This is a genomic window from Brevibacillus sp. 1238, from assembly GCF_029892995.1.
Classification (GTDB): Bacteria; Bacillota; Bacilli; order Brevibacillales; family Brevibacillaceae; genus Brevibacillus; species Brevibacillus parabrevis.
In genome coordinates, this window is the sequence record NZ_JARXWC010000002.1 from 102,103 (window position 1) to 124,879 (window position 22,777).

At 54.1% G+C, this 22,777-nt stretch carries 20 protein-coding genes, 1 riboswitch and 1 other annotated feature; of the genes, 12 read left to right on the plus strand and 8 right to left on the minus strand.

Translation table 11 applies throughout. The annotated features are described in order from the left end of the window. The first annotated feature begins 50 nt into the window (after positions 1 to 50). Positions 51 to 920 carry a universal stress protein gene (locus M2298_RS04290; protein ID WP_122965723.1) on the plus strand — a complete coding sequence of 290 codons (870 nt, stop codon included), beginning with the start codon at positions 51 to 53 and terminating at the stop codon, positions 918 to 920. 2 nt (positions 921 to 922) lie between these two features. Here M2298_RS04290 and M2298_RS04295 read toward each other — a convergent pair whose 3' ends face one another. Next, positions 923 to 2,176 carry an MFS transporter gene (locus M2298_RS04295; RefSeq protein ID WP_280648260.1) on the minus strand — a complete coding sequence of 418 codons (1,254 nt, stop codon included), beginning with the start codon at positions 2,174 to 2,176 and terminating at the stop codon, positions 923 to 925. A gap of 61 nt (positions 2,177 to 2,237) precedes the next feature. After that, the gene (locus M2298_RS04300; RefSeq protein ID WP_122965725.1) at positions 2,238 to 2,831 is read right to left on the minus strand and encodes a TetR/AcrR family transcriptional regulator; all 594 of its coding nucleotides are present in this window, start codon (positions 2,829 to 2,831) and stop codon (positions 2,238 to 2,240) included. Positions 2,832 to 2,984: 153 nt separating this feature from the next. Between M2298_RS04300 and M2298_RS04305 the strand changes: the two genes are divergently transcribed. Together M2298_RS04305 and M2298_RS04310 are read left to right on the plus strand one after the other, a co-directional pair. Continuing rightward, the gene (locus M2298_RS04305; protein WP_173595630.1) at positions 2,985 to 3,827 is read left to right on the plus strand and encodes a deoxyribonuclease IV; all 843 of its coding nucleotides are present in this window, start codon (positions 2,985 to 2,987) and stop codon (positions 3,825 to 3,827) included. Positions 3,828 to 3,886: 59 nt separating this feature from the next. Then, the gene (locus tag M2298_RS04310; RefSeq protein ID WP_063227799.1) at positions 3,887 to 4,288 is read left to right on the plus strand and encodes a hypothetical protein; all 402 of its coding nucleotides are present in this window, start codon (positions 3,887 to 3,889) and stop codon (positions 4,286 to 4,288) included. A 205-nt stretch (positions 4,289 to 4,493) separates the two neighbouring features. On the opposite strand, the gene M2298_RS04315 is transcribed toward M2298_RS04310, so the two are convergent. Continuing rightward, the gene (locus tag M2298_RS04315) at positions 4,494 to 5,918 is read right to left on the minus strand and encodes a sigma-54 interaction domain-containing protein (RefSeq protein ID WP_122965726.1); all 1,425 of its coding nucleotides are present in this window, start codon (positions 5,916 to 5,918) and stop codon (positions 4,494 to 4,496) included. Positions 5,919 to 6,206: 288 nt separating this feature from the next. Between M2298_RS04315 and M2298_RS04320 the strand changes: the two genes are divergently transcribed. The 6 genes from M2298_RS04320 (at position 6,207) to M2298_RS04345 (ending at position 11,115) form a co-directional block, all read left to right on the plus strand. Then, a complete protein-coding gene (locus M2298_RS04320) occupies positions 6,207 to 6,872 on the plus strand; it encodes a CoA transferase subunit A (protein ID WP_122965728.1) in 666 nt (221 codons plus the stop codon). Beyond that, positions 6,872 to 7,534, plus strand: a complete 663-nt coding sequence (locus M2298_RS04325) for a 3-oxoacid CoA-transferase subunit B (protein ID WP_122965729.1) — start codon at positions 6,872 to 6,874, stop codon at positions 7,532 to 7,534. Before M2298_RS04320 ends, M2298_RS04325 begins: the two co-directional genes overlap by 1 nt. A 39-nt stretch (positions 7,535 to 7,573) precedes the next feature. Further along, entirely contained in the window at positions 7,574 to 8,383 is an 810-nt protein-coding gene (locus M2298_RS04330) for a transporter substrate-binding domain-containing protein (RefSeq protein WP_173599195.1), read from the plus strand. A gap of 86 nt (positions 8,384 to 8,469) precedes the next feature. Beyond that, complete coding sequence (locus tag M2298_RS04335; protein WP_063227804.1) at positions 8,470 to 9,135, plus strand: amino acid ABC transporter permease; 666 nt, start codon at positions 8,470 to 8,472, stop codon at positions 9,133 to 9,135. Positions 9,136 to 9,153: 18 nt separating this feature from the next. Then, positions 9,154 to 9,894: an amino acid ABC transporter ATP-binding protein gene (locus M2298_RS04340; RefSeq protein ID WP_122965731.1), complete on the plus strand. Its 741-nt coding sequence runs from the start codon at positions 9,154 to 9,156 to the stop codon at positions 9,892 to 9,894. 33 nt (positions 9,895 to 9,927) lie between these two features. Further along, on the plus strand, positions 9,928 to 11,115 hold the full coding sequence (locus tag M2298_RS04345) for a thiolase family protein (RefSeq protein ID WP_122965732.1): 1,188 nt from the start codon (positions 9,928 to 9,930) through the stop codon (positions 11,113 to 11,115). 191 nt (positions 11,116 to 11,306) lie between these two features. Here M2298_RS04345 and M2298_RS04350 read toward each other — a convergent pair whose 3' ends face one another. From M2298_RS04350 to M2298_RS04365, 4 genes are all read right to left on the minus strand, one after another. Next, positions 11,307 to 12,584, minus strand: a complete 1,278-nt coding sequence (locus M2298_RS04350) for an erythromycin esterase family protein (RefSeq protein ID WP_280648261.1) — start codon at positions 12,582 to 12,584, stop codon at positions 11,307 to 11,309. 64 nt (positions 12,585 to 12,648) lie between these two features. Further along, positions 12,649 to 13,017 carry a hypothetical protein gene (locus M2298_RS04355; RefSeq protein ID WP_122965734.1) on the minus strand — a complete coding sequence of 123 codons (369 nt, stop codon included), beginning with the start codon at positions 13,015 to 13,017 and terminating at the stop codon, positions 12,649 to 12,651. 172 nt (positions 13,018 to 13,189) lie between these two features. Next, a complete protein-coding gene (argS, locus tag M2298_RS04360; RefSeq protein WP_280648262.1) occupies positions 13,190 to 14,905 on the minus strand; it encodes an arginine--tRNA ligase in 1,716 nt (571 codons plus the stop codon). A gap of 76 nt (positions 14,906 to 14,981) precedes the next feature. Further along, positions 14,982 to 15,247: a binding site (T-box leader), on the minus strand. 43 nt (positions 15,248 to 15,290) lie between these two features. Beyond that, positions 15,291 to 15,785 (minus strand): hypothetical protein, encoded by a 495-nt coding sequence (locus M2298_RS04365; protein ID WP_122965890.1) that lies wholly within the window; start codon positions 15,783 to 15,785, stop codon positions 15,291 to 15,293. 207 nt (positions 15,786 to 15,992) lie between these two features. On the opposite strand from M2298_RS04365, the gene M2298_RS04370 reads away from it, so the two are divergent. Together M2298_RS04370 and M2298_RS04375 are read left to right on the plus strand one after the other, a co-directional pair. After that, a complete protein-coding gene (locus tag M2298_RS04370) occupies positions 15,993 to 16,565 on the plus strand; it encodes a sigma-70 family RNA polymerase sigma factor (protein WP_122965891.1) in 573 nt (190 codons plus the stop codon). Beyond that, positions 16,556 to 18,724, plus strand: a complete 2,169-nt coding sequence (locus M2298_RS04375) for a YcdB/YcdC domain-containing protein (protein WP_280648263.1) — start codon at positions 16,556 to 16,558, stop codon at positions 18,722 to 18,724. The genes M2298_RS04370 and M2298_RS04375 overlap by 10 nt, the downstream gene beginning before the upstream one ends. A 69-nt stretch (positions 18,725 to 18,793) precedes the next feature. Here the strand turns inward: M2298_RS04375 and M2298_RS04380 are convergent, their stop codons facing one another. Continuing rightward, positions 18,794 to 18,901: a YjcZ family sporulation protein gene (locus tag M2298_RS04380; protein WP_083955646.1), complete on the minus strand. Its 108-nt coding sequence runs from the start codon at positions 18,899 to 18,901 to the stop codon at positions 18,794 to 18,796. Positions 18,902 to 19,110: 209 nt separating this feature from the next. Then, positions 19,111 to 19,211, plus strand: a riboswitch (SAM riboswitch). Between the two features lie 116 nt (positions 19,212 to 19,327). On the opposite strand from M2298_RS04380, the gene metH reads away from it, so the two are divergent. Beyond that, positions 19,328 to 22,777: a methionine synthase gene (metH, locus tag M2298_RS04385; protein ID WP_173595635.1), complete on the plus strand. Its 3,450-nt coding sequence runs from the start codon at positions 19,328 to 19,330 to the stop codon at positions 22,775 to 22,777.

A 22,777-nucleotide genomic window follows, 5' to 3' on the forward strand; every position in this document is an offset into this window, starting at 1 on the left:
GTCGTAAGAATCGACTTTTTGCGACGAAGAAGAGGAAAGGACGTGTCCTTATGTCCCGTATTCTAGTACCAGTAGATTTTTCTGCACAGTCGATCCAGGCGGTTCGCTTCGCTCTTGCGTACGCCAAAAATAAGCATGAATTGACCTTGCTTCATGCCATTCCTCCATTTCCTTCACGCAATGTCGTAAGAAAGCTCGGACAACAGAGCGTGGAAGATTTTCAATTGGACGAAGCAAAAGAAGATTTGAAAAAGTTCCTCACGATCGTAGAAGAGGCAGGCGTTCCTTACGAGCTGGAAATCGAGTTCGGAGAGCCGCATGAAGTCATCTCCAAGCACGCTACGAACGGCGAGTATGCCGCGATCGTGATGGGTACGCACGGATATGGCCGGATTACCGGATTCTTGCTGCAAAGCGTCAGCTACCCAACCATTCACGATGCGCAGTTGCCTGTGTTCCTCATTGCCGAGGAGACAGATGCCGACAGCTTCCCATGGCAAAAAGTTTTGATCACGGTGGACGGCTCGGAGCAAGCGAAAAACGCGGCGCAAAAAGCAATCGCTTTGAGCGAGGGCATTCCTGGCGTTTCTTACCTGCTCCTGAGTGTCGTCACTCCTCCGGTTGCTTACGCTGGTGTGTACGGTGTAGGCTGGGAAGACACAGCGACTCTGGAAAACTGGGGAAAAGAAACCGTTCGCACTTGCGAAGAAGTGCTGGAAGCAGCGCAAATCCCTTATGAGAGCAAAGTCGTGATTGGCGATCCTGCAACAGCGATTCGTCAAACAGCCGAAGAGGAAAACGTTGGCCTGATCGTACTCGGCCACCATGGCCTGGGCGGCATCGCGGGCACTCTGCTCGGCAGCGTCACCTTCAAAACGATCCACCGCACCAAAACACCGCTGTTGATCGTCAAATCATAAGCTCATTCATGAACTGGCAAGCTGTCCGCACTGCGGGCAGCTTCTTTGCTTTTCGGGGCGGCGGCATCCGAGGCGGTTTCCCACGGAATCCGCGAGCATCCCCAGGCAGCGACGAGGACGATGGCACCTGCGATTACAAACACGCTGATCAGCGAGGTCATCTGCATGAGCGGGCCGGCTGCGAACGAACCGATCATCATCAATCCGACGAGCAGCGGGGTAATCGTTCCGTTTACCCGACCAACGTACGCCTCGTCGACGAACTTGATCATGCGCATGCCGATCACGATTTCCAGAAAAGCCATCCCGATTCCGGTGAAAAAGCGCATGGAAGCTGTCACGACAACCCAGACAGACAAGGCTTCCACCACGATGGAAAGCGCGAAGAAGATCAAGCCGCCCGTGATGACAAAACGGCTGTTCAAGCGTTGCACGGACAAGGAGGCGAATACGCCGCCCACAAGCATGCCCAACCCTTCCAGGGCGACAAACCATTGGACCGATTCTTTCGGCAGCTGGAGCCGCTCCGTGACCAGGAACACTTCGAGCGGGTTGATCAACCCAGAGGCCAGGCCGAGGCAGGCAAAGGCAAGCGCAATTCCGCGCAAGGACGGGTGGTTTTTGACGTAGGCGAAACCTGCCTTGATCTCGGAGAAAAGTGTGCCGTTCTGTTCTTCTGGAGCTGTTGCAGCGTTAGGAAGCAGGCTCAAAATGAGCGTGGAGAGCAGAAACAGAGCTGCCATGGCTATCAGCGAAGGGTAGATGCCCCATTGTTCGTAAAAAAAACTGCCGATGACCGGGCCGCCAAGCAAAAAGAGTGCGCTCATGCTTTGCGAGATGGAGACGGCCACTCCGACGTGTTCTTCCGGGATGTGTCTTTTTAACAGCTTGGCAGACGACGGCTGGGAAAACTGGGACACGACTGCCGAGATGAAAGTAGCGAAAAAGACGGCAACCCACATCCCGTGCCAGAGCAAATACACGATCAGCAGCACGGACAAGGCACTTAACAAGTTGCCCGTCATCATCGTCCGCTTCGGATTCCAGCGGTCCGCAAGCGCCCCGCCGATGATCGAAAACAACAAGATCGGCACAAGCTCGATCGCGGTTAACAGTGACACGGCGGTCGGATTGTTGCCGCTCGTTTCCATGACGTAGTACAGCAAAGCCATATTCCTGATCCAAATCCCGATATTTTCCAAAGTATCGGTGACAAAAACGGTCAAAAAGATCCGGTTTCCCCAAATCGATTTCATTTCAACCACTCCCGCAAGAAATTAAACCGAACGTTCGGTCTAAATAAACCTGAAAAAAAAGCTACTTGGCGGCGATACCATGCAGCAAAATATCAATTCCTCTTTTCATCAGGTCAAAAAGGTTTTCTTCGCCCATATTCAAGCCGACATTGATCAGGCCCGTTATGTACCCTTCCAAAATCATCGCCAATTCCCGAGGGTCGCCATCGGCAAATTCCCCGCGCGCGATGCCCTCCTCAAAGATCGGGATGTACAGCGTGTAGGAAGAAGACAGCATCGTCAGGACCTGTTCCATGATGGCCGGATCGGCAAGCTGGCTTCCGGCAAACTCTTCTCCTGCTCGGCGAAGCGGGTGGGACAAAAAGTCTTCCAGCAAAAAAGCAGCCAGGGCATACAGCTTTTCGACAGAGGTGGCGTGCTGTTTTTCTTTTTCTTGCCACAGCCCTGACCATTCCGTGTACTGCTTCTCCAGCAAATACAAAAACAAATATTCCTTGCTTTTGAAGTGGTAGTAAAGGCTGCCTTTGCTCGCACCAGTCGCCTGGCAAATATCTTCAATGGAAGTCGCCAGGTAGCCTTTTTGCGAAAACAGCTCGGTTGCTTTTTCGGCGATATGTTGTTTCGTTTTCTCCCCATCTAGGCGGCGTCTGGACATGATGCAGTAAACTCCTTTTTATAGACTGAACGTTCGGTTTAATAAAAGTGTAGCGGAAATGCGCAAGAAGTGCAAGGGCTGTTTGCCGGAAAGGACGTGTGAGAAAGCAGGAGCCAGGGAAAAATGAAGGGAGCGTACGAGGGGGGAAGAGCGATGCAAATCGGGTGTCACGTCAGCATTCGCAACGGTTACGAAGAGGCTGCCAGAACGGCGCACAAGGAGGGGGGCGCTTCTTTTCAGTTTTTCCCGAAAAACCCGCGCAGTCTGGGAGTCAAGTCGTTTGCTTCCCGCGATACCGCGGCTTGCCGGGCGTTTTGCGAACAGCACGGCATGCTGGCGATTGCCCATACCGCTTATCTCGTCAATCTGTGTGTCGAGACGGCCGATTTGTACGAGGTAACGGTCGCTTCGGTGCGCAACGATCTGGAGATTGCGGAGGCGTGCGGGGCGCTCGGCGTCGTCGTCCATTTCGGACAGGACAAAGGGCCGGATGTGCTTGCCGGATACAGACGCATGATTCAGATGATGAACGAGATTCTCGCTGGCTGGAGCGGGCAGGCCAAACTGTTGATTGAGAACAACGCGGGGCAGGGAAACCGGATGGGCATTACGCTGGAAGAATTGACGCAAGTGCGGCAATTGCTCGCGGAACCAGAAAAGGTCGGGTTTTGTCTCGATACGTGCCACGCGTTTGCCAGCGGGCTGTGGAACGGGGAAAACTGGCGCGAGGTTGCCGAGCGGATGCGCGAGCTGGACTACTTTTCCCATCTGCGCGCGGTGCATTTGAACGATTCGGTCTATCCGAGCGGCTCGTTTCGGGATCGGCACGCCCCAATCGGAAAAGGGATGATTGGTGACGAGGCTTTCGCGGAGTTTCTGCGCACGCCTGAGCTGCACGGCTTGCCGATTGTCCTGGAGACAGCGAGAGGGACAGACGGCGGGCACCGGGAAGAAATCAGACATGTGCGTCAGTTGGCGGGTGAGTGGCAGGCTTGACCATATTGTGATACAGTGTGAAATGATGTGATGTGTGGTCAATGAGGGAGGAGTTACCAATGGCAAAACGGATCAAAGTGACGATTGCTGACTTTGCTTCGCTGAAAGAAGTGTTGAACAACCCTGAGGAGCTGGCGCTTTACGAGACAGCGAACGGGAATACATACGATGCCGATATCCAGCACGACGGGTTCGCTGTCATCGATGTGACAGAGGACGACTATATCGAGCTGGCACCAGGCGAATACCAGCTGATGATCGAGGAATGGACAAACGCGGGACAAATCGGGGATTTGACGCTGCAAACGAAGTCCGATCCGGCTGACGACACCGCTTTGCTCTACCGGAGCGTGGATGCGGCGGGCAATGAAGTGCAAGCGCCGCAATCGCTGCCGAAGCAAGTGGTGGAGCTGGTTGCGAAGACGTGGTTTGGCAAAACCGCCAAGAAAATCGAGGAATAAGTCAGACGAAAAGGTCACAGAAAAGAGCGCTCACGTGTTGAGCGCTTTTTTGCTGTTCCGTGGATGGGCTGCGAACAGCTGACAGCCCGCAGACAACCGTTTAGCTGTGAACGGAATGTCCGGCATGCTTTTTTCGCGAGTGCAAGTGGTCAGCCCTTTTACCAGCGACTTGCAGCAGGTTTCGGCTTGTCCACGGCCGCTTTTCTCAAGCGTCCTCCTCGTCTTCCAAGGCAATCCCGTATTTCTTGATCCGCCGCATCAGCAGCGACTGTGTAATCCCCAAAGCGGCAGCCGTCTTGCGGGTTGTCTTGTGAATGCGCAGCGCCTGCATAATAAACTCCACTTCGATTTTTTCCATGCGCTCCGTCAGGGACAGCGAGCCTAACGTGAGGATGCCTTCCTCCAGCTCGCGAATACTGCGTTGTTCTTCCGGCAAATCGGTGACAGAAATCTCGTCGAGCTTGGAGGTGATGACGATGCGCTCCACCAAGTTTTCCAGCTCGCGCACATTTCCTGGCCAGTCGTACTGGTGCAGCACATCCAGCACATCTGACGTAAACCGCCGCTTCTGGTTATGCTTGGCGTTGAATTTTTGCAGGTTGTGGTGCAAGAGCGGGAAGATGTCGTCTTTGCGCTCGCGCAATGGCGGCACGTTGATCGGCAAAATGTTCAGTCGGTAGTACAGGTCGTGCCGGAACTTGCCGAGGCGCACCAGCTCCTGCAAGTTCGTGTTCGTGGCGGCGATGATGCGGATGTCGGCCGTGTAGGTTTTCGTGCCGCCGATCGGCATGAATGTTTTGTTTTGCAAAAGCAGGAGCAGCTTCGATTGCAGGTGATAGGGCAGCTCGCTGATCTCGTCGAGAAACAGCGTGCCTTTGTCCGCCATTTTGACCAAGCCGATTTTGCCTGAATGGTTGGCTCCGGTAAACGCCCCTTTGTGGTAGCCGAACAGCTCCGACTCGATCAACGTTTCCGGGATGGCACTGCAGTTCACATGGATAAAAGGTCCGGTGCTGCGCTCGCTCAGCTGGTGGATTTGCTCGGCGAGATGGCTTTTGCCCACGCCGGTTTCCCCTGTGATCAGGACAGTCGTATCAGCCAAGGCGACTTTTTTGATCAGCTCCATCAGCGCCAGATAGGAGCGGCTGTTGCCGATCAGCGTCTGCGACGAGCTTTGATTCGCCTCGCGCTTCATCAGTTGCAGCTCCTCGCTGTAGCGCTTGAGCAGGGCCACGGTTTCTTCGAGCTGCGAGCTGGCCCGCGCCGCTTCTGTGATGTCGCGGGAATGGGCGACGATCAGCTCCGGATTGCCAGCTTCATCAGGGATGATATGCCCCGTCACGAGAAATTTTCCTCTGCTGTTCACCAGCTGGATTGTCGTCGTCGGCTTGCCGGATTCGAGGACGAGACGTGTCACAGACGGGCTGAAAATGCCCATCTCCTCCAGATCCGCCACGTTTTGTCCGATCAATTCTGCTTTGGGCATGCCGCACAAGTTTTCGCTCGCTTTATTCAACCAGAGAGTCGTGCCTTGCGCATCCGAGATGAAAATGCCGTCCGCCAGCGAGTTCAATATGTCGATGAAGCGATCGACAGACGACAGGGCCAAAATCTCCGCATCTTTTTCCATTGGCGATTCGCTCCCCCCATTTTTGAACTGATTGTACAGGATGAAACCGTCCGTTGTATAGTGAGTCGGATTTGAAAAAATGTGAGTCGATATCAATTCGGCGTAAACAAGCCTGTTTTTCTTGATTTCGATTCAAAAGTGAGTCTGATTCGATTCGTCAGAAAAAACATAGTTTCGGCAATTTTCGCTACGATTCAGCATTTGCGGCATTGGCACGAGACTTGCTACAACGAAGAAGACGAAAGCGACTTTGCCCAATAATCAAGAGAGATAAGGAATGGCCATGCTATGCTATCAAAACTGGTGACGCGCGACCAAGCAATGGAATGTGTACAAGACGGAGCACGGCTGATGTACGGCGGCTTTGGGACGATCGGTTCTCCGGCCTTGCTGATTGATGCGCTTCTGCAAAAGGGAGTGCGCGACCTGACCTTGATCGGGATTGACGCCGGATACCCCGATGTGGGGATTGGCAAGCTGATCAGCCACGGACGGGTCAAAAAGCTGCTGACGACCCATATCGGCTCCAATCCCGAAGCAGGTCAGCAGATGATGGACGGACGTCTTGCGGTAACATTTTGCCCCCAAGGCATTTTTGCCGAAAAAATTCGCGCCGGGGGCGTGGGCATACCCGGGATTCTCGTCGATGCGCGCATGTGGGGAGAAGCGACAGACGGCCGGGAAGCGGTGCTGTTCGAGGGAAAGCCCTGTTGGATGGAGCCGGCGCTGACGGCGGATGTGGGCATCGTCTACGCAAAACAGGCGGACACGTACGGCAACCTCATCTACGACAAGTCGGCGAGAAATTTGAACCCGCTGGTGGCGATGGCGGCGGAAATCACGATCGCTGAAGTGGAAGAAATCGTTCCGGCAGGCGAGCTGGACCCGGAAAAAATCGTGACGCCAGGCATTTTTGTCGATTACATGGTGAATCGCAGCGGGGGGAACAGCTGATGCGACTGACAATGGATCAACGCAACATGATTGCGCGCCGGGCCGCAAAGGAAATCGTGCCGGGAATGGCCGTGAATCTGGGGATCGGGATTCCCGAGCTGGTCGCTGATTTTATCCCGAACGAGTGGCACGTCATGTTCCATTCTGTGAACGGCATTCTCGGAGTCGGGCCTACGCCGATCCAGGGCGAAGAGGATCAGCATATTTCCAACGCGGGGGGAGCGCCAGTCACAATCGTTCCGGGGGCTTCCTACTTTGACAGCACCGTCGCCTACGGCATGATCCGGCGCCGAAAGCTGGATGTGGCTTTTATCGGGGCGCTGCAAGTAAATCGCCGCGGAGATTTGGCGAACTGGATCGTTCCCGGGACGAGGGTTCACGGGATCGGCGGTGGTGCCGAGCTGGCGTTTTACGCCAAAAAAGTGATTGTGCTGATGAGCCATGTGACGCTTTCCGGGGAGCCGAAAATTCGCAGGGAATGCACGTTTCCGCTGACAGCCAAGGGCTGTGTCGACCTGATTGTCACGGAGCGGGCGGTCATTGAGGTAACGCCAGAAGGGTTGATGCTGACGGAGGTGATGTATCCGTATTCATTGCAGGATGTCATTTACCATACCGGAGCGCCGCTTTTGATTTCCGAACATTTGCAAATGGTGGAGTAATGAAACAGTTTGACAGACATCATAAGGGGGCTAATTACTATGAAAAAATCACTCAAAGCCGTTGCAGGAGTATTGTTTTCCTTGTCACTTCTCGTAGCAGGGTGTGGACAAGAAGCGTCGACTGGCAATACCGGAGGACAAGGCAGCGCAGCTGCGGGTTCCTCGATGACGAAAGAAGCGGGCGTGTTCACTTTCGCGGCTTCCGGTGAATACCAGCCGTTCAGCTATTTCAAAGACGGGCAGTTGACCGGATTCGATATCGAGATCGGCAACGAAATCGCCAAGCGGCTGAATCTTACACCGAAAGCGGTTACATCACCTTTTTCCGGCATCATTGCCGGGGTAAAAGAAGGGCGTTACGACGCAGCGATTGCCAGTCATGCCATTACAGAAGAACGCAAACAGCAAATTGATTTTGCTGATCCATATTATTTGTCCGGTGGTCAACTGTTCACTCGTCCGGACGGCACAACTTCCACACTGGAAGAGTTGAAAGGCAAGGAAGTTGCGGTTGCCCTGGGCACTACGCACGAAAAAATGGCGCGCGAGTACACCGACAACATCAAGACGTACGACAGCGACGTGACTGCGCTGCGTGCCCTGGAGCAAGGAAAGCACGATGTCGTCATTACCGATAGCGTGGTTGGGGAAATCGCGATTGGCCAAGGCTTGAAGATCAAGAAAAGCGGAGCGCCGCTGTCAGAGGTTCAGCATGGAATTGCCGTGCGCAAAGGAAACACAGAACTCTTGAACAAAATCAACGAGGTGCTGAAGCAAATGCATGAAGACGGCACTTACAAACAGTTGAGCGAAAAGTATTTCCAACGCGATATCAGCAAAAACGAGTAGTTTGACGCATCGGTTCGACTGCCTGTCATCTGCGGGCGCAAAGCTGCGGGTGACAGGAACATTTTATCAGCGAGGGGTGGCATCGAGTGCCCAGTATTTCACATTTGACCGAAGAGTTTTTTCGCACACTGCCGTTTTTTTGGAAGCCGCTGCTGCTGACGTTTGAGCTGACGGTTGCTTCCGTCATCGTAGGTTCGATTATCGGGCTGTTCGTCGCCCTGTTGAAAGTGTCCAAGTTCAAGCTTGGGCAAATCATCGCCAACGTGTATATCATGGTCATTCGCGGCACGCCGCTGATTGTGCAAATTTTTGTCCTCTATTTCGGTTTTTACAAGATGATCGATCTCGGTCAATTTTGGTCAGCGGCTTTGGCTCTGGCGATTCACAGCGGGGCGTACATCGCAGAAATTTTCCGCGGCTCCATCCAGTCGATTGACAAGGGTCAGATGGAAGCAGGCTTGTCGCTCGGGATGTCCTCGTCTCAAACGATGCGCAGAATCATTTTGCCACAAGCGATGAAGCGTTCGATTCCGCCGCTCGGCAACCAGTTTATTTTGTCGCTGAAGGAATCGTCGCTGGCGGCATTTATCGCGATGGATGAGCTGTTTTCGCTGGCTCGCCGTCTGTCAGCAGAAACCTTTGACGAGATGACGTACTTTTTGATCGTCGCCTTGTACTATTTGGTGATTGTCATGATTTTCACGTATGTCGTCCATCGGATGGAAAAGCGGTTGGCCAAAGGTGACGTGTAGAGCAAAGGGGCGAAAACAATGGAAGACAAGCAAGTCATGATTCGCGTGCAAAACTTGAAGAAGAGCTTTGGACAGGTAGAAGTGTTGAAAGACGTCACGTTAGAGGTGGCAAAAGGCGAGGTCGTCGTCTTGATCGGGGCGAGCGGCTCCGGCAAGAGTACATTGATTCGCTGCATCAACTTTTTGGAAATCAAGAATGGCGGAGATATCTTGATTGAAGGAAAGAGCATCGATCCGAAAAAGGACGATTTGACCAAAGTGCGGCAAAAGGTCGGCATGGTCTTCCAGCACTTCAATCTGTTCCCGCACAAAACTGTGTTGGAAAACGTCATGGAAGCGCCGCTGATCGCGAAAAAAGCGGACAAGGAGCAAACGAAGCAGGAAGCGTTGCAGCTTTTGCAGAAGGTAGGATTGTCAGAAAAAGCAGACGTCTATCCATCCTCGCTGTCAGGCGGTCAGAAGCAGCGGGTGGCGATCGCCCGTTCGCTGGCGATGAAGCCGGAGATCATGCTGTTCGACGAGCCGACATCCGCGCTCGATCCCGAGCTGGTCGGCGAAGTGCTGGAAACGATGAAGCAGCTCGCCCAGGACGGGATGACGATGATTATTGTGACGCATGAAATGGGATTCGCCAAAGAAGTAGCGGACTGGGTCGCTTTTATGAACCAGGGGAAAATCGTGGAGATGGCGCGCCCGGAAGAAATTTTCAACAATCCGAAAGAAGAGCGGACACGCGAGTTTTTGAATCGGGTTTTGTAAGGTAACGAGGCAAAAGCGAAAGGGAGCGTAGCGATGAGAGAAGTAGTCATTGTCGCCGGGGCGCGCAGCGCAGTTGGCGCTTTCGGCAAAAGCTTGCGCGACGTGCCGGCAACGGAGCTGGGACGGCAAGTATTGGAAGGCTTGATGGAAAAGTCTGGCTTTTCCAAGCAGGAAGTCAATGAAGTGATTTTTGGCAACGGTTACGTGCACGGCGGCGGTCTGAACGCGGCTAGGATCAGTTCGCAGCTCGCCGGATTTCCGCGCCAGGTGTACGGGCATGTCGTGATCAAGGCGTGCGGATCGGGCTTGAAGGCGATCACAAGCGGCGCACTCGCGATCATGGCCGGGCAGGAAGATGTCGTCGTTGCCGGCGGCGTGGAAAACATGAGCAATGTCCCGTACTTGGTGAAAAACCGTTGGGGCAGCAAATTCGGCAACTTGACGATGGAAGACGCTCTCTTGGCGGACGGCTTGATTTGTTCTCTGGAAGGCGAGCACATGGGGATCACAGCGGAGCGGCTCGCGCTCCAGTACGGGATTTCCCGCGAAGAGCAGGATCAGTTCGCTTTTGACAGCCATAAAAAAGCCGCCGCCGCCATCGCCGCAGGCAAATTTGCCAGCGAGATCGTGCCGATTGCAATCAAGGAGCGCAAAGGGACGCGCGTCTTTGACCAGGATGAGTCGGTGCGTGCGGATATTAATCTGGACGATTTGGCGAAGCTGAAAAGTGTCTTCCAAAAAGACGGCACAGTTACGGCGGGCAACGCATGTCCGATGAACGACGGAGCAGCAGCCGTCTTGATGATGTCGCGGGAAAAAGCGGAGGAAGCGGGTCTTAAGCCGCTGGTCAAAATCAAGGCGTTTGCCAGCGCAGGAGTGGAGCCGGGCGTAATGGGAATCGGGCCTGTCCCGGCGACGCAAAAAGCGCTGGAGAAAGCAGGTCTGACGCTGGATGACATCGGGCTGATCGAGCTGAACGAGGCGTTCGCCGCACAAGCGCTGTCCGTCATCAAAGGGCTGGAGCTGGACCCGGCGAAGGTCAATGTCAACGGAGGAGCGATCGCACTCGGTCACCCGGTCGGAGCGACAGGCGCCAAGCTGACCGTGACGCTGATGAACGAAATGGTGCGCAGCCGCGTCAAGTACGGCATGGTCACGCTCTGCATGGCAGGCGGGATGGGTCTGTCCGTCATCTACGAAAACATGACGCTGTCTTCGTAAGGCCAAGCATGTAAGCGAAACAAGCACAGCACATAAAAAAGCCCCGTCAGAGAGCCGCTTTGATTTAGCGGCATTCTGGCGGGGCTTTTGCGGTGGTGTCGGGAGCGGCGCTTTGCAGTCTACTCATGTGTGCACATGCGACTGACGTAGAGTCAGGTAGATCAAGCATTCAACGGCTCGCTCGGACGCTGTCACTCTGCGAGCATGACAGAAGGCGTCGCCGTCCGCACGAACACCAGCGCATCAAACGCTTTTGCCGGAACCATTTGCAGCGTGTACATTTTCTCGATGCTGCCATACCAGCTGGCAAACATGTCGCCGATGGCGCTGATCGGCTGGGCGCGATTCACGTAGGCGGAAAAGGCTGTGTCCTGGCGGGTCTTGGCAAAATCCAAAAAGCCATCCGCCATTCCGGTCTTCGCGAACAGAACGGCTAGTCGCTGCTCTCCGCTGTTTTTGACATGGAACAGCTTGCGTTCATTGGTTGACGCGTCTTTGGCCAGAAACGAGCTTTCGTAAAATTCGCTGCCGATCGCGTAATACTGGTCGCCCCACGTTTTCGCCAGATGGGCGCCCATGGAGGCGGTGATGCCAGCCGTCGTCGACGTTTTTTCGATGTGTCCGTTATGTCCGGCGATAAACAGCTGCTGGCGTCCGTAAAATTTCTTTTCAAACGCGAGAATCCAGTTGACCCGGTCGGCCATGAAGCGGTCGCGCGTGCTGCCGTAAGGGACGTTCGTTCCGTGCAAAGTGGCATTTTGCATGATCGATTCGGCATAGGCGACAGCCAGCTCGTAGTCTTTTTCCGAGCTTTTGGCGATGTAGGCGGTTTTGTTTTGCTTGATTCGTTCGAGCATGTGGCGAGTCGAAGCAAGGCTCTCCTTTGCGAGCTTTTCGTCGGACACGGTTTGATCGGTCAGCTTGGCGAGTGCCTTTGCCGATTCAGAAGCAAGCGCAGGGTCGACTTTTTGCAAGTAGGCGAAAAGCCTTGTCTTGTTGTGATCGTAGCGCTGCATGTCAAATCCGTAAAAATGGATTTTTTGGTCGGCAGGCTGCTTTTCGTTGTAAGTGCGCATCCAGGACAGCAGATCGGCCATTTCTTGCGTGTTGTAGATGGCGAAGCCGATCGCCTTTGCCGCATCGTTTGCGGTTACATGTCCACCCAAAAGGAAGTCGTTGACCTTCTGGGCGCCGCCAAAATCACCTTCGATGGCAAACACGCGATAGCCTTGCTTCTCGACTACATGCCGGAATACGTCCAGCTTGAGCGTAGTGAACTGCTTGTTTCCGTGCGTAGCTTCGCCAAAGCCGATAATCGTCTTCGCGGGCAGCTCCATTTTCGCTACAGGAACGGCATATTTTTGCAAAGAACTTTGCAGGGAGCTTGCAGCAGGGGCAGGGGTGTCAAAGCCAGTCAGGACGCTGAGCATGAGCAGCAAGCTTGCGGCGATCAAAACAATTTTTTCCATAACAATCTCACTTTCTGTAGGGCGTTTTTTCAAAAAGAATCTGCTTCACAACGGTTGTCTGTCTTCATTCGTGTTGAGCGAGCAGATGTTGTTGCAGCGTAACGGCGATCTCGGTGGGGTTCTCCACCTGCACGACAATTTTCCGGTATTTCGCATGTCCTTCCAAATCGAGCAAAAGCAGATGATTCGTCCGCTCGAAGGAAAGGAAGTACCAATCGTTTCCGTAGAGGAATCTGCCCGCATATGTGCTGGAAAAAGGAATCTCCGTTCCCGGCATGCGCAGCGTTCCCGGCTCGGGAGTAAAGGAATCGACTTGAACATGCTTGATGAATCGATACGGCATGGTAATGCGGTTCTCGAATGCGATCACCGCGCGCCAGCCGCTGAGCGCCAATGTGCACTCCGATGGGCCAAACTGTATCGTTCTGCTCACATCCACTCACCACCGATGACGTTTTTCTTTTTATTATCGCAAAGCATGACAAAAAATGGAACGATTTAGGTGGTGAGATATCGGCAAGCGAGCCGTGGCTGCTGTTTTTCAAAAAGGAAAGCCGGCGTTTCCTGAGAGCAGGAGGCAGCCGGCTTTCGTGATCTTGCGACAGTTACATTTCCTCTGGAGCAGCCAGTCCGAGCAGGCGCAATCCTTCTTTCAGGACAGCGACTACCGCAGCTACGAGCTGGAGGCGGGACGCTTTGACGTCTTCTTCCTCGGCCAAAATGCGCACGTTGGCGTAGAACTTGTTGAACGATTGGGCAAGGTCGATGACGTACTTGCCGATTTGCGACGGATCGAAATTGTCGCTGGCCCGTTCAATCACTTCCGGGAAGCTGTTCAGCAAAGTGATGACTGCCCACGCTTCCTTGCTGTCCAATGCATCTGGTACGAGGCTGGCAGCCGTTTGCGGCTTGTACTCTCCTTTGCGCAGAAGCGAGCAAGCGCGCGCGTGCGTGTATTGCACGTACGGCCCTGTCTCGCCTTCAAAGGTGAGCATTTCTTCCCAGGAGAAGTTGATGTCGTTCAGACGGTAGTTTTTCAGGTCGTGGAAAATAACGGCACCGACCCCGACTTGGCGGGAAACTTCGTCCTTGTTCGCGAGGGAAGGATTTTTCTCCTCGATCACTTTTTGCACATCGGCAATCGCCTGCGCCAAAACTTCTTCGAGCAGGACGACCTTTCCTTTACGCGTGGACATTTTCTTGCCGTCTTTAAGCATCATGCCGAACGGGATGTGATGCATGTCGGCGGACCAGGCGTAGCCCATTTTTTCCAACACTTTGTAGAGCTGCTGGAAGTGGAGGCGCTGCTCGTTTCCTACGACGTAGAGCGCTTTTGCGAAGTCGTACGTCTCATGACGGTACAGGGCGGCTGCCAGATCGCGCGTGGCGTACAAAGTAGCGCCGTCCGACTTTTTGATCAGGCATGGCGGCATGTTGTACTCATCGAGGTTGACAACCATGGCGCCGTCCGATTCGGTCAGCAAGCCTTTTTCTTCGAGCAGGGTGACGACGCGATCCATTTTGTCGTTGTAGAAAGCTTCCCCGTGCGTGGAGTCGAAGGAGACGTTCATCAGCTCGTAAATTTTCATGAACTCCTTGAGCGATTCGTCGCGGAACCATTTCCACAGATGCTGCGCCTCGGCGTCGCCATCTTCCAGCTTTTTGAACCATTCGCGGCCCTGGTCTTCCAAGGTAGAGTCGTTTTCAACTTCTTCGTGGAAACGCACGTACAGGCTGAGCAGCTCCTTGATCGGCTCCGCTTTGACTTTCTCCTCGTCACCCCACAGGCGATAGGCGACGATCAGCTTGCCGAACTGTGTGCCCCAGTCACCCAAGTGGTTGATGCGCACAGGCTGGTAGCCGCGTTTTTCCATGATGTTCGCAATCGCGTTTCCGATGACGGTCGAACGCAAGTGCCCCATGGAAAACGGCTTGGCGATGTTAGGGGAGGAGAGGTCGATCGGCACTTTGCGGCCTTGGCCTGCTTCGCTGCTGCCGTAAGCGCTGCCTTGTGCCAGGATGGTGCCAATGACTTGCTCCGCCACGTTTTGCTGATCGAGAAACAAGTTGACGTATGGGCCGACCGCTTGTGCCGAGCGCAGCGGCGCACCTTCTATTTTTTCCGCAAGCTCTGTCGCGATCATCGGCGGAGCTTTGCGTAGTGCTTTTGCCAATTGGAAACATGGGAAAGCGATATCTCCCATAGCCGGGTTTGGCGGTGTTTCCAGCATATTGTACACCGTTTCTTGCGAGAAATCGTTCACACCGAGTCCGGTGAGGGCCGCGGCGATTTTTTCCGCCACTTGATGTTTGTAACTCATGGTAATTCTCCTTTCAGATGGGAAAAGCTTTGGAACGGAACGCTTGAAAAATAAAAAAACCTCTACGTCTCCTGTAAAAAGAGACGAGAGGTTGTGCTCCCGCGGTGCCACTCTTGTTGTTTTTGCCTGCATGATTTGGTTGAGGCAAAAACCGCTTTGCGCTGCTGTAACGGGCAGACCCGGCAAAACCCTACACAATCCAGACGCTTACATCTATAGCGTCAGATGTTCAGGCCGCATCTCCGAGGGGCGCTTCCGCACTTGGTCAGGCATCGGGCTTCCACCATCCCCGATTCGCTACAGCCGTAAGTCCAAGGGTACTGTCCTCATCAACGATTCGCTTGTTTACCTAGCATTATAGCCGTTTTTGGTGCTTTTGTGCAACTTACTCTTCCGGTTTTTTCAAAATCTTGTCGAGTGCCGCGAAATACTCCTGCGTCAGCTTTTCTCTTTCTTCCGCCGTCAAGTTTTCGGCATGCATCCATTGCGCCTTGTACTGCTCCAGTTTTTCCACCATGGCCAGCTCGGCAGCCGCTTCTTCTTCCAGATCGTAATTCTCGGATGGATCAAAAGGGATCAGCCGATTGTCGTTGCCGCTGCGCAGGTAGGAAGAGCGCCAGTTTTCCGGGAAGTGGTAATCCTGATCGCCAAACATCAGACCGAGAACGTCGTCGGAGTCGAGTGGCAAAAAGTGATCGTAATTGTCCCTTCTGCCGCCTTCGGACAGGTTGATATGCGACAAAAAGTAGCGCAAATAGTGTTCACCTGTTTCGGTATGCTTTACGATGGAATATGTTTCAAACTCGGATGTTTCCAGTTCCTTTACCGTCTCTATACAGGACAAAAACTCGTCTTTTTCACAAGCGAGCAAAGTGTTCATCGTCAATCGTTCCTTTCTGGGGGTTAGGTAAGCCTCATGATAGCAAAAGCGTTCCGCTCTGACAACGAACGCAGTGCGCGCAGGTGTCGTCTTTTCCGCTGAAAACAGAGGCGCGAAAAAAATAAATCGATTTTTGTCACAAAAAGCAGGCTGCCGGATCAAATGGATATCGTTTGCAAGAGGAGGTGAAGCAAAGTGAATGTCAATCTGAATGCCAGTGCAAAGGCTAACGCGGCAGAGCGGTCTTTGCAGCCGACCAAGGATGCGCTGCTGTCGACTTTGATGAATGACTACGGTGACAAAATCGTCCAGCTCGCCTACATGATCGTCAAAGATCGCGGAATCGCGGAAGACATCACACAGGAAGTGTTCCTGAAAGCCTATCGGTCGCTGGATCAGTTTCGCCATGAGAGCAGTTTGAAAACATGGCTGTACCGGATTGCCATCAATGAATCGCGCAAGTATTTGCGATCGTGGTCGTTCCGGCAAATCTTTTCTACGTTTGTCTCCCCGAAAGAAACCGTGCCGGAACAAGTGGCGGAAGGGAACGTGGAATCGTCCGTTTTCAAGCAACTGGACCAGGTACATATCGCCGAGAAAGTCATGATGCTGTCGCCTTTGTATCGAAAGGTCATGGTACTTCATTACTATGAAGATTTGTCAATTAAGGAAGTAGCACAAGTGCTGGATATTTCCGAGGATGCGGTACGGACGCAGCTGCATCGGGCGCGCAAACATTTTCGGGCATTGTGTGAAAAGGAGGGATTGGAATGGAACTAGATCAGGGGCTGCGTGAAGCTGTACGCGAAGCAGGGAAAGCGGCAGCTTCGGAAGTGAAGTTTACCCGGGAAATGGAAGAGAGGATTCGGATGGAGGTCGGGAAGAAAAAGCAGAAAAATCGCAATCGCGTGGTCATGGCGGGATCGCTTGCGGCTTGTCTGGCATTGACCGTGCTAGGGGTGCGAGAGGGCTTTCTGCCGTCCATGTCGCCGCAAAAAAATGGAACGAGCGCAGCGGCGGCGCATCAAACGGACAAAACCGCGGAGCAGGCCGTTTCACCGGAACAAGCGCTGGCTCCGCTGCAAAAGGCAGTCCCTGAGCTTGGCGGCGTCACACTGCGCAAAGGCGAGACGCTGGATGGGATTGCGCTTGTGACCTTGCTGCAAAAGGACAGGGCAATCGGACAAGTCGCGTATGACACCCGGACGGGGCGGATCGAAAGCTACTTGCTGGACGCGAGCAATGACGGCGAGAAAACAACGATTGCGCCCGCGCAAGCAGAGAAAGTCGCGCAAGCATTTTTGCAGACCGCGCTCGGTGAAGAAGCGAAGGCTTACGCGCATCAGGCGACAGAAGTTTATGCGGATGAGGATTGGCGCAACGGAACGTGGATGAACGTCAGCTATCAGCGGTTGGAAAACGGCAAGCCTGTCCCGTACGATGTCTTGACTGTCCAGGTGGACAAAAAGGAGCGCGTCGCCTTTTTCGGCAGGTTGAACGAGCAGGAACAGAAGCTGTTTGCCAAATTCGCCGCCTCCGTGACTGAACTGAATCCGTTCCCGGTTGTCTACAACAAACAGCTGACTCGAGATGGCTGGGCGCTGGTTTTGGGCAAAGTGAACGACGAAGGCCAGACAGCGATGGTGAGCGAAATCGGCAACGGGCAAGACATCGATCTGTACCGGATTCAGCGGGACCGCAACGAAGAAGCGCAAAAGCCAAATGAAGCAGAGGCGTTAAAGCAAGCGAAGCAGCTTCTCGGCCGATTGCTTGGAGCTGACAGCGCGAACTATCGCCATGTGGAATCGAATAGCGCGGAAAAATTCATGCGCTATCATAACGGATTACCTGTCATGGAAGATGTGCTGGATATTGAGCTGGGCAGCTCCGGACGTCTTCTGATGTTCAGCAAACCGACGAGAGCGTATTCCCCGTCTTCGTTCCCGGATGCTGCGGAAGCTGTGGCGAAAAGCGCCGCCGAAAACGAGCTGGCCGCAAATATGAAGCTTGTATACGTGCAGCACATGTCCGAAGGGAAGGCGCTGAAACAGCCGACACTGGAATACAGGGCAGCGGTTTCCTTTTTCCAACAAGGAAGGCCGGTTTTCCTTGATTGGTACATTGATGCGCATAGCGGCAAGATCAACTACGGTACGGGAAACAACGGCTTTGCCTACGATCAGCTGCAGCGGGAGCAGCCGCAGGCAGATGCGTTCGAGACACACGAACAGCCTGTCATCGTGCGTACGAAGGAAGAGGCGAAGGCGCTTTTGCAAACGGAATTTGGCGTCAACGTCGAAGGCATGTCCTATCGGGAATCCGTAGATGATCACCAAAAGAACAAATCATTCAACTGGGCAGATAGCAAAGACCGCTGGCATGAAGTGACGATCGACGCGAAGACGAGCCAGGTAGTTGGGTTGCGCGTTCCCCGCACAAATACGCAAGTGACCGTGAAGCGCGAACAGGCCGAGCAGGCAGCCGTGTTCTTTTTGGCCAAATACGCCGATCCGGGCGTAAAAGAAGTGCAGCTTGCACAAGTGATGGAACCTGGCGCAGCCAATCCGGTTTCGTCAGGCAACTGGGTATTCCGCTATGTCATGAGCAAGGATGGGATTCCGGTGTTGGACAAGGGGCCAGATGCCGCTTACGAGGTGTCGGTAGACCCTTCGACCGGGAAGGTAAACAGCTTCCGGAATTGGCGAGAGACTCACAAGTTGATAGAGCTTCCTTCGTCAGCCGAGGTCGTTTCCAAACAAAAGGCTGCCGAGTCGTTTTTGCGCGTCATGCCACTCAGGCTTGTTTACCTGTTAAAAGATCAGGAAAACGATTGGCTGGATCGTCCGAGACTCGCGTACATTCCGTGGAGCGAGGAAGAGCTGGCAAGCAGTTTCATTACCATCGATGCCAAAAGCGGCGAGGCTGTAATCGAGCCGTAAGGACAAGAAAAAGAGGCTATCCCGCAAGCCAGCTGGAAGGCGGGGGGATAGCCTCTTCTTGTCATTTACCTAGCAGTCGTCACACGAACACCCAACAATGACCAGCAGGATAAACAGTACGAGCACCAGTGCGAAGCAGTCTCCAAAGATGCCATTTCCGCAGTAAGATGTACTCACGTTTGTTCCCCCTCCTTTCCGTTATGCTACAGTCTATACACGATCGCACAGATTGGCGTGGGCGGATGCCCGGTAAGCACAAAAATGGGCGCAGTCGGGGAGAAAAGCAGTAAATAATAGACAAATTCTCAATTGACGTAGACAGGACGCGGTGTTAAGATACTGTCAAACATGAAACCTGAAAGTCAAAAATGAATACCATGGTACAACTCTTATCAAGAGAGGCAGAGGGACTGGCCTGATGAAGCCTCGGCAACCGGTTAAAATCCGGTGCCAATTCCAGCAAAGCTACGGCTTTGAAAGATGAGAGGATGGTTCAGGCGCAATTGTATCCGCGGACAAATCCTCTTCTTTCAAAGAAGAGGATTTTTTTGTGCAAAAAAACTGCCGAGAATAAACGCCGCAAGGGAGAAAAGGAGTACGTCAATGAAACCCACTTTTCGCGAACAGCTTTCCCGGAAAATTCTGATTCTGGACGGTGCGATGGGCACGATGCTGCAACAGGCGAACTTGACCGCCGATGATTTTGGCGGCGAAGCCTACGATGGTTGCAACGAGCTTTTGAACTTGACGCGACCAGACGTCATTCGATCCATCCACGAAAAATATTTGGAGGCGGGAGCGGACATCGTCGAGACGAATACATTCGGAGCCACCTCCGTCGTGTTGGCCGAGTACGATGTCGCCGACAAGGATCTGGAGTTAAACATCGCTGCGGCCCGCCTGGCGAAGGAAGCCGTAGATGCCTATAGCACAACCGAGTGGCCGCGATACGTGGCAGGGGCAATGGGACCGACGACGAAAACGCTCGCTTTGACAGGCGGCGTCACCTTCGAGGAGCTGGTGGAGTCCTACTATCGTCAGGCAAAAGGACTGATCATTGGCGGAGCCGACGTGCTGCTGCTGGAAACATCGCAGGATACGCTGAACGTCAAGGCGGGGGGAATCGGCATCCGCAAAGCGTTCGCAGAGCTGGATGTGGAGTTGCCCGTCATGCTGTCCGGGACGATTGAACCGATGGGCACGACTCTTGCCGGTCAAAACATCGAGGCGTTTTATATCTCGCTTGAGCATTTGAAGCCCGTGTCCGTTGGGCTGAACTGTGCGACCGGCCCCGAGTTCATGCGCGACCATCTGCGCACGCTGTCCGGACTGGCTCAATGCGGAGTGAGCTGTTACCCCAATGCGGGCTTGCCGGATGAAAACGGACATTACCATGAGACGCCGCAAGGGCTTGCGACGAAAATGCGCGCTTTTGCAGAACAAGGCTGGCTGAACGTGGCGGGCGGCTGCTGCGGAACGACGCCCGACCATATCAGGGCGATGGCAGAAGCATTGAAAGACTGCAAGCCACGTCAGGCTGTCGATCAGGCTGTCAGCGCGGTATCCGGCATCGAAGTCGTGTACGTGGAAGATGACAGTCGCCCGCTGTTGGTAGGGGAGCGCACAAACGTCATCGGTTCGAAAAAATTCCGCGACTTGATCGCCGCAGGCCAATACGAGGAAGCGTCAGATATCGCCCGGGCACAAGTAAAACGCGGCGCTCACGTCATCGATATTTGTTTGGCTGACCCGGATCGGGATGAATACGCCGATATGGAAAAATTCCTGCAATTCGTCGTGAAAAAGGTCAAGGCTCCGCTGATGATCGACTCGACGGATGCAAAAGTAATGGAGCTGGGCCTGCGCTATTCCCAGGGAAAAGCGATTCTCAACTCGATCAACCTGGAAGACGGCCTGGAGCGCTTTGAAGAAGTAGCGCCGCTGATCAAAAAGTTCGGAGCGGCTGTAGTCGTCGGAACGATCGAGGAAGCGGGCATGGCTGTCACGCGCGAGAAGAAGCTGGAAGTGGCGAAGCGCTCGTACGATATTTTGGTCAACCAGTACGGAATTGCCCCGCAAGACATCATTTTCGACCCGCTGGTGTTCCCGGTCGGTACAGGGGATGAGCAGTACATCGGTTCCGCCAAGGAGACGGTTGAGGGGATTCGCCTCATTAAAGAAGCGATGCCGCTGTGCAAAACGATTCTCGGGGTCAGCAACGTGTCTTTCGGGCTGCCAGCAGCGGGCCGCGAAGTGCTCAACGCCGTGTTTTTGTACCACACGACGGTTGCCGGACTCGATTTTGCCATCGTCAATACAGAAAAGCTGGAGCGCTACGCGTCGATTCCCGAGGATGAGCGCAAGCTGGCGGAAGCGCTGCTGTTCGAGACAAACGACGAAACACTGGCTGCATTCACCGAATTTTACCGCCAGAAGAAAAAAGAAGTGCGGGTGGAAGCTTCCACGCTGACTTTGGAAGAGCGCCTCGCCCGATATGTCGTCGAAGGCTCCAAGGATGGCTTGACTGACGATTTGAAGCTGGCTCTGGAAAAGTATGCGCCGCTTGAAATTATTAACGGCCCGTTGATGTCAGGAATGGAAGAGGTCGGCCGCCTGTTTAACGGAAACCAGCTGATCGTAGCGGAAGTGCTGCAAAGCGCGGAAGTCATGAAAGCGTCCGTCTCGTTTTTGGAGCCGTTTATGGAAAAGAGCGATGCGGCGGCCAAAGGCAAGATTTTGCTGGCGACAGTCAAAGGCGACGTGCACGACATCGGCAAAAATCTGGTGGAAATCATTTTGGCAAACAACGGCTACAACGTCGTGAATCTGGGGATCAAGGTGCCGCCTGAGCAACTGATTGCCGCTTGCCGGGAAGAGAAGCCGGATGCGATCGGGTTGTCCGGTCTTTTGGTCAAATCGGCCCAGCAAATGGTCATTACCGCGCAAGACTTGAAAGCAGCGGGAATCGATGTGCCGATGATGGTCGGAGGTGCGGCTTTGACGCGCAAATTCACTTCCAACCGGATCGCGCCGGAATACCACGGAATCGTGTTGTACGCCAAGGATGCGATGGACGGACTCGACCTCGTCAACCGTTTGCAAAACCCGAACGAGCGGGAGCGTCTGGTCGCTGAGCAGCAAGAACTCGCTGAAGCGGCGGCAACGGCGCAACCCGTGGTGGTACAAGAGAAAAAAGCTCCGCTGCCAGCCCGTTCGGCGATTAGCAGAACCGTTCCGATTCAGCTGCCGCCTGACTGCGAGCGACACGTGCTGCGCCAGTACCCGATCAGCCATTTGCAACCGTACCTGAATTTGCGCATGCTGCTCGGCAAGCATCTCGGTGTGCGTGGAAACGTGGAAAAATTGCTGGAAGCGGGCGACGAAAAGGCGTTGGAACTGTACGGGATAGTCGAGGAGCTGTTGAATGAAGCGAAGCAGCACGGAACGATCAAGGCGCACGGTGCCTATCAGTTTTTCCCGGCGCAAGCGGACGGCAACGATATTATCGTCTACGATCCAAACGACCACAGCAAAGTGCTGGAACGCTTCTCGTTCCCGCGTCAGCCGGAAGAGCCGCATCTGTGCCTGTCCGATTTCTTGCGTCCGGTCGAGAGCAAGGAGATGGATTACGTCGGATTTTTGACGGTGACAGCAGGCGGCGGCATTCGCGAGCGCTCGACTGAACTGAAGGAACGCGGCGACTACTTGCGCTCGCACGTTTTGCAAGCATTGGCTCTGGAGCTGGCGGAAGCTTTTGCGGAGCGGATTCACCACGTAATGCGCGATGTATGGGGGATTCCTGATCCGGCGGAAATGACCATGCTGGAGCGCTTCGGTGCCCGCTATCGAGGCATTCGCGTGTCGTTCGGCTATCCGGCTTGCCCGAACCTGGAAGACCAGGCGCAACTGTTCCGCCTGCTGCGGCCGGAAGACATCGGCATCCAGTTGACAGAAGGCTTCATGATGGAGCCGGAAGCTTCTGTATCCGCGATGGTATTTGCCCACCCGGAAGCGCGTTACTTTAACGCAGGTCCGTCGGTGTTTGAAGTATAG

What these genes read in the sequence shown, in the direction of transcription:
- M2298_RS04290 (WP_122965723.1), top strand. Translation starts at nt 51, where the DNA reads ATGTCCCGTATTCTAGTACCAGTAGATTTTTCTGCACAGTCGATCCAG.
- M2298_RS04295 (WP_280648260.1), bottom strand. Translation starts at nt 2,176, where the DNA reads ATGAAATCGATTTGGGGAAACCGGATCTTTTTGACCGTTTTTGTCACC.
- M2298_RS04300 (WP_122965725.1), bottom strand. Translation starts at nt 2,831, where the DNA reads ATGTCCAGACGCCGCCTAGATGGGGAGAAAACGAAACAACATATCGCC.
- M2298_RS04305 (WP_173595630.1), top strand. Translation starts at nt 2,985, where the DNA reads ATGCAAATCGGGTGTCACGTCAGCATTCGCAACGGTTACGAAGAGGCT.
- M2298_RS04310 (WP_063227799.1), top strand. Translation starts at nt 3,887, where the DNA reads ATGGCAAAACGGATCAAAGTGACGATTGCTGACTTTGCTTCGCTGAAA.
- M2298_RS04315 (WP_122965726.1), bottom strand. Translation starts at nt 5,918, where the DNA reads ATGGAAAAAGATGCGGAGATTTTGGCCCTGTCGTCTGTCGATCGCTTC.
- M2298_RS04320 (WP_122965728.1), top strand. Translation starts at nt 6,207, where the DNA reads ATGCTATCAAAACTGGTGACGCGCGACCAAGCAATGGAATGTGTACAA.
- M2298_RS04325 (WP_122965729.1), top strand. Translation starts at nt 6,872, where the DNA reads ATGCGACTGACAATGGATCAACGCAACATGATTGCGCGCCGGGCCGCA.
- M2298_RS04330 (WP_173599195.1), top strand. Translation starts at nt 7,574, where the DNA reads ATGAAAAAATCACTCAAAGCCGTTGCAGGAGTATTGTTTTCCTTGTCA.
- M2298_RS04340 (WP_122965731.1), top strand. Translation starts at nt 9,154, where the DNA reads ATGGAAGACAAGCAAGTCATGATTCGCGTGCAAAACTTGAAGAAGAGC.
- M2298_RS04345 (WP_122965732.1), top strand. Translation starts at nt 9,928, where the DNA reads ATGAGAGAAGTAGTCATTGTCGCCGGGGCGCGCAGCGCAGTTGGCGCT.
- M2298_RS04350 (WP_280648261.1), bottom strand. Translation starts at nt 12,584, where the DNA reads ATGGAAAAAATTGTTTTGATCGCCGCAAGCTTGCTGCTCATGCTCAGC.
- argS (WP_280648262.1), bottom strand. Translation starts at nt 14,905, where the DNA reads ATGAGTTACAAACATCAAGTGGCGGAAAAAATCGCCGCGGCCCTCACC.
- M2298_RS04365 (WP_122965890.1), bottom strand. Translation starts at nt 15,785, where the DNA reads ATGAACACTTTGCTCGCTTGTGAAAAAGACGAGTTTTTGTCCTGTATA.
- M2298_RS04375 (WP_280648263.1), top strand. Translation starts at nt 16,556, where the DNA reads ATGGAACTAGATCAGGGGCTGCGTGAAGCTGTACGCGAAGCAGGGAAA.
- metH (WP_173595635.1), top strand. Translation starts at nt 19,328, where the DNA reads ATGAAACCCACTTTTCGCGAACAGCTTTCCCGGAAAATTCTGATTCTG.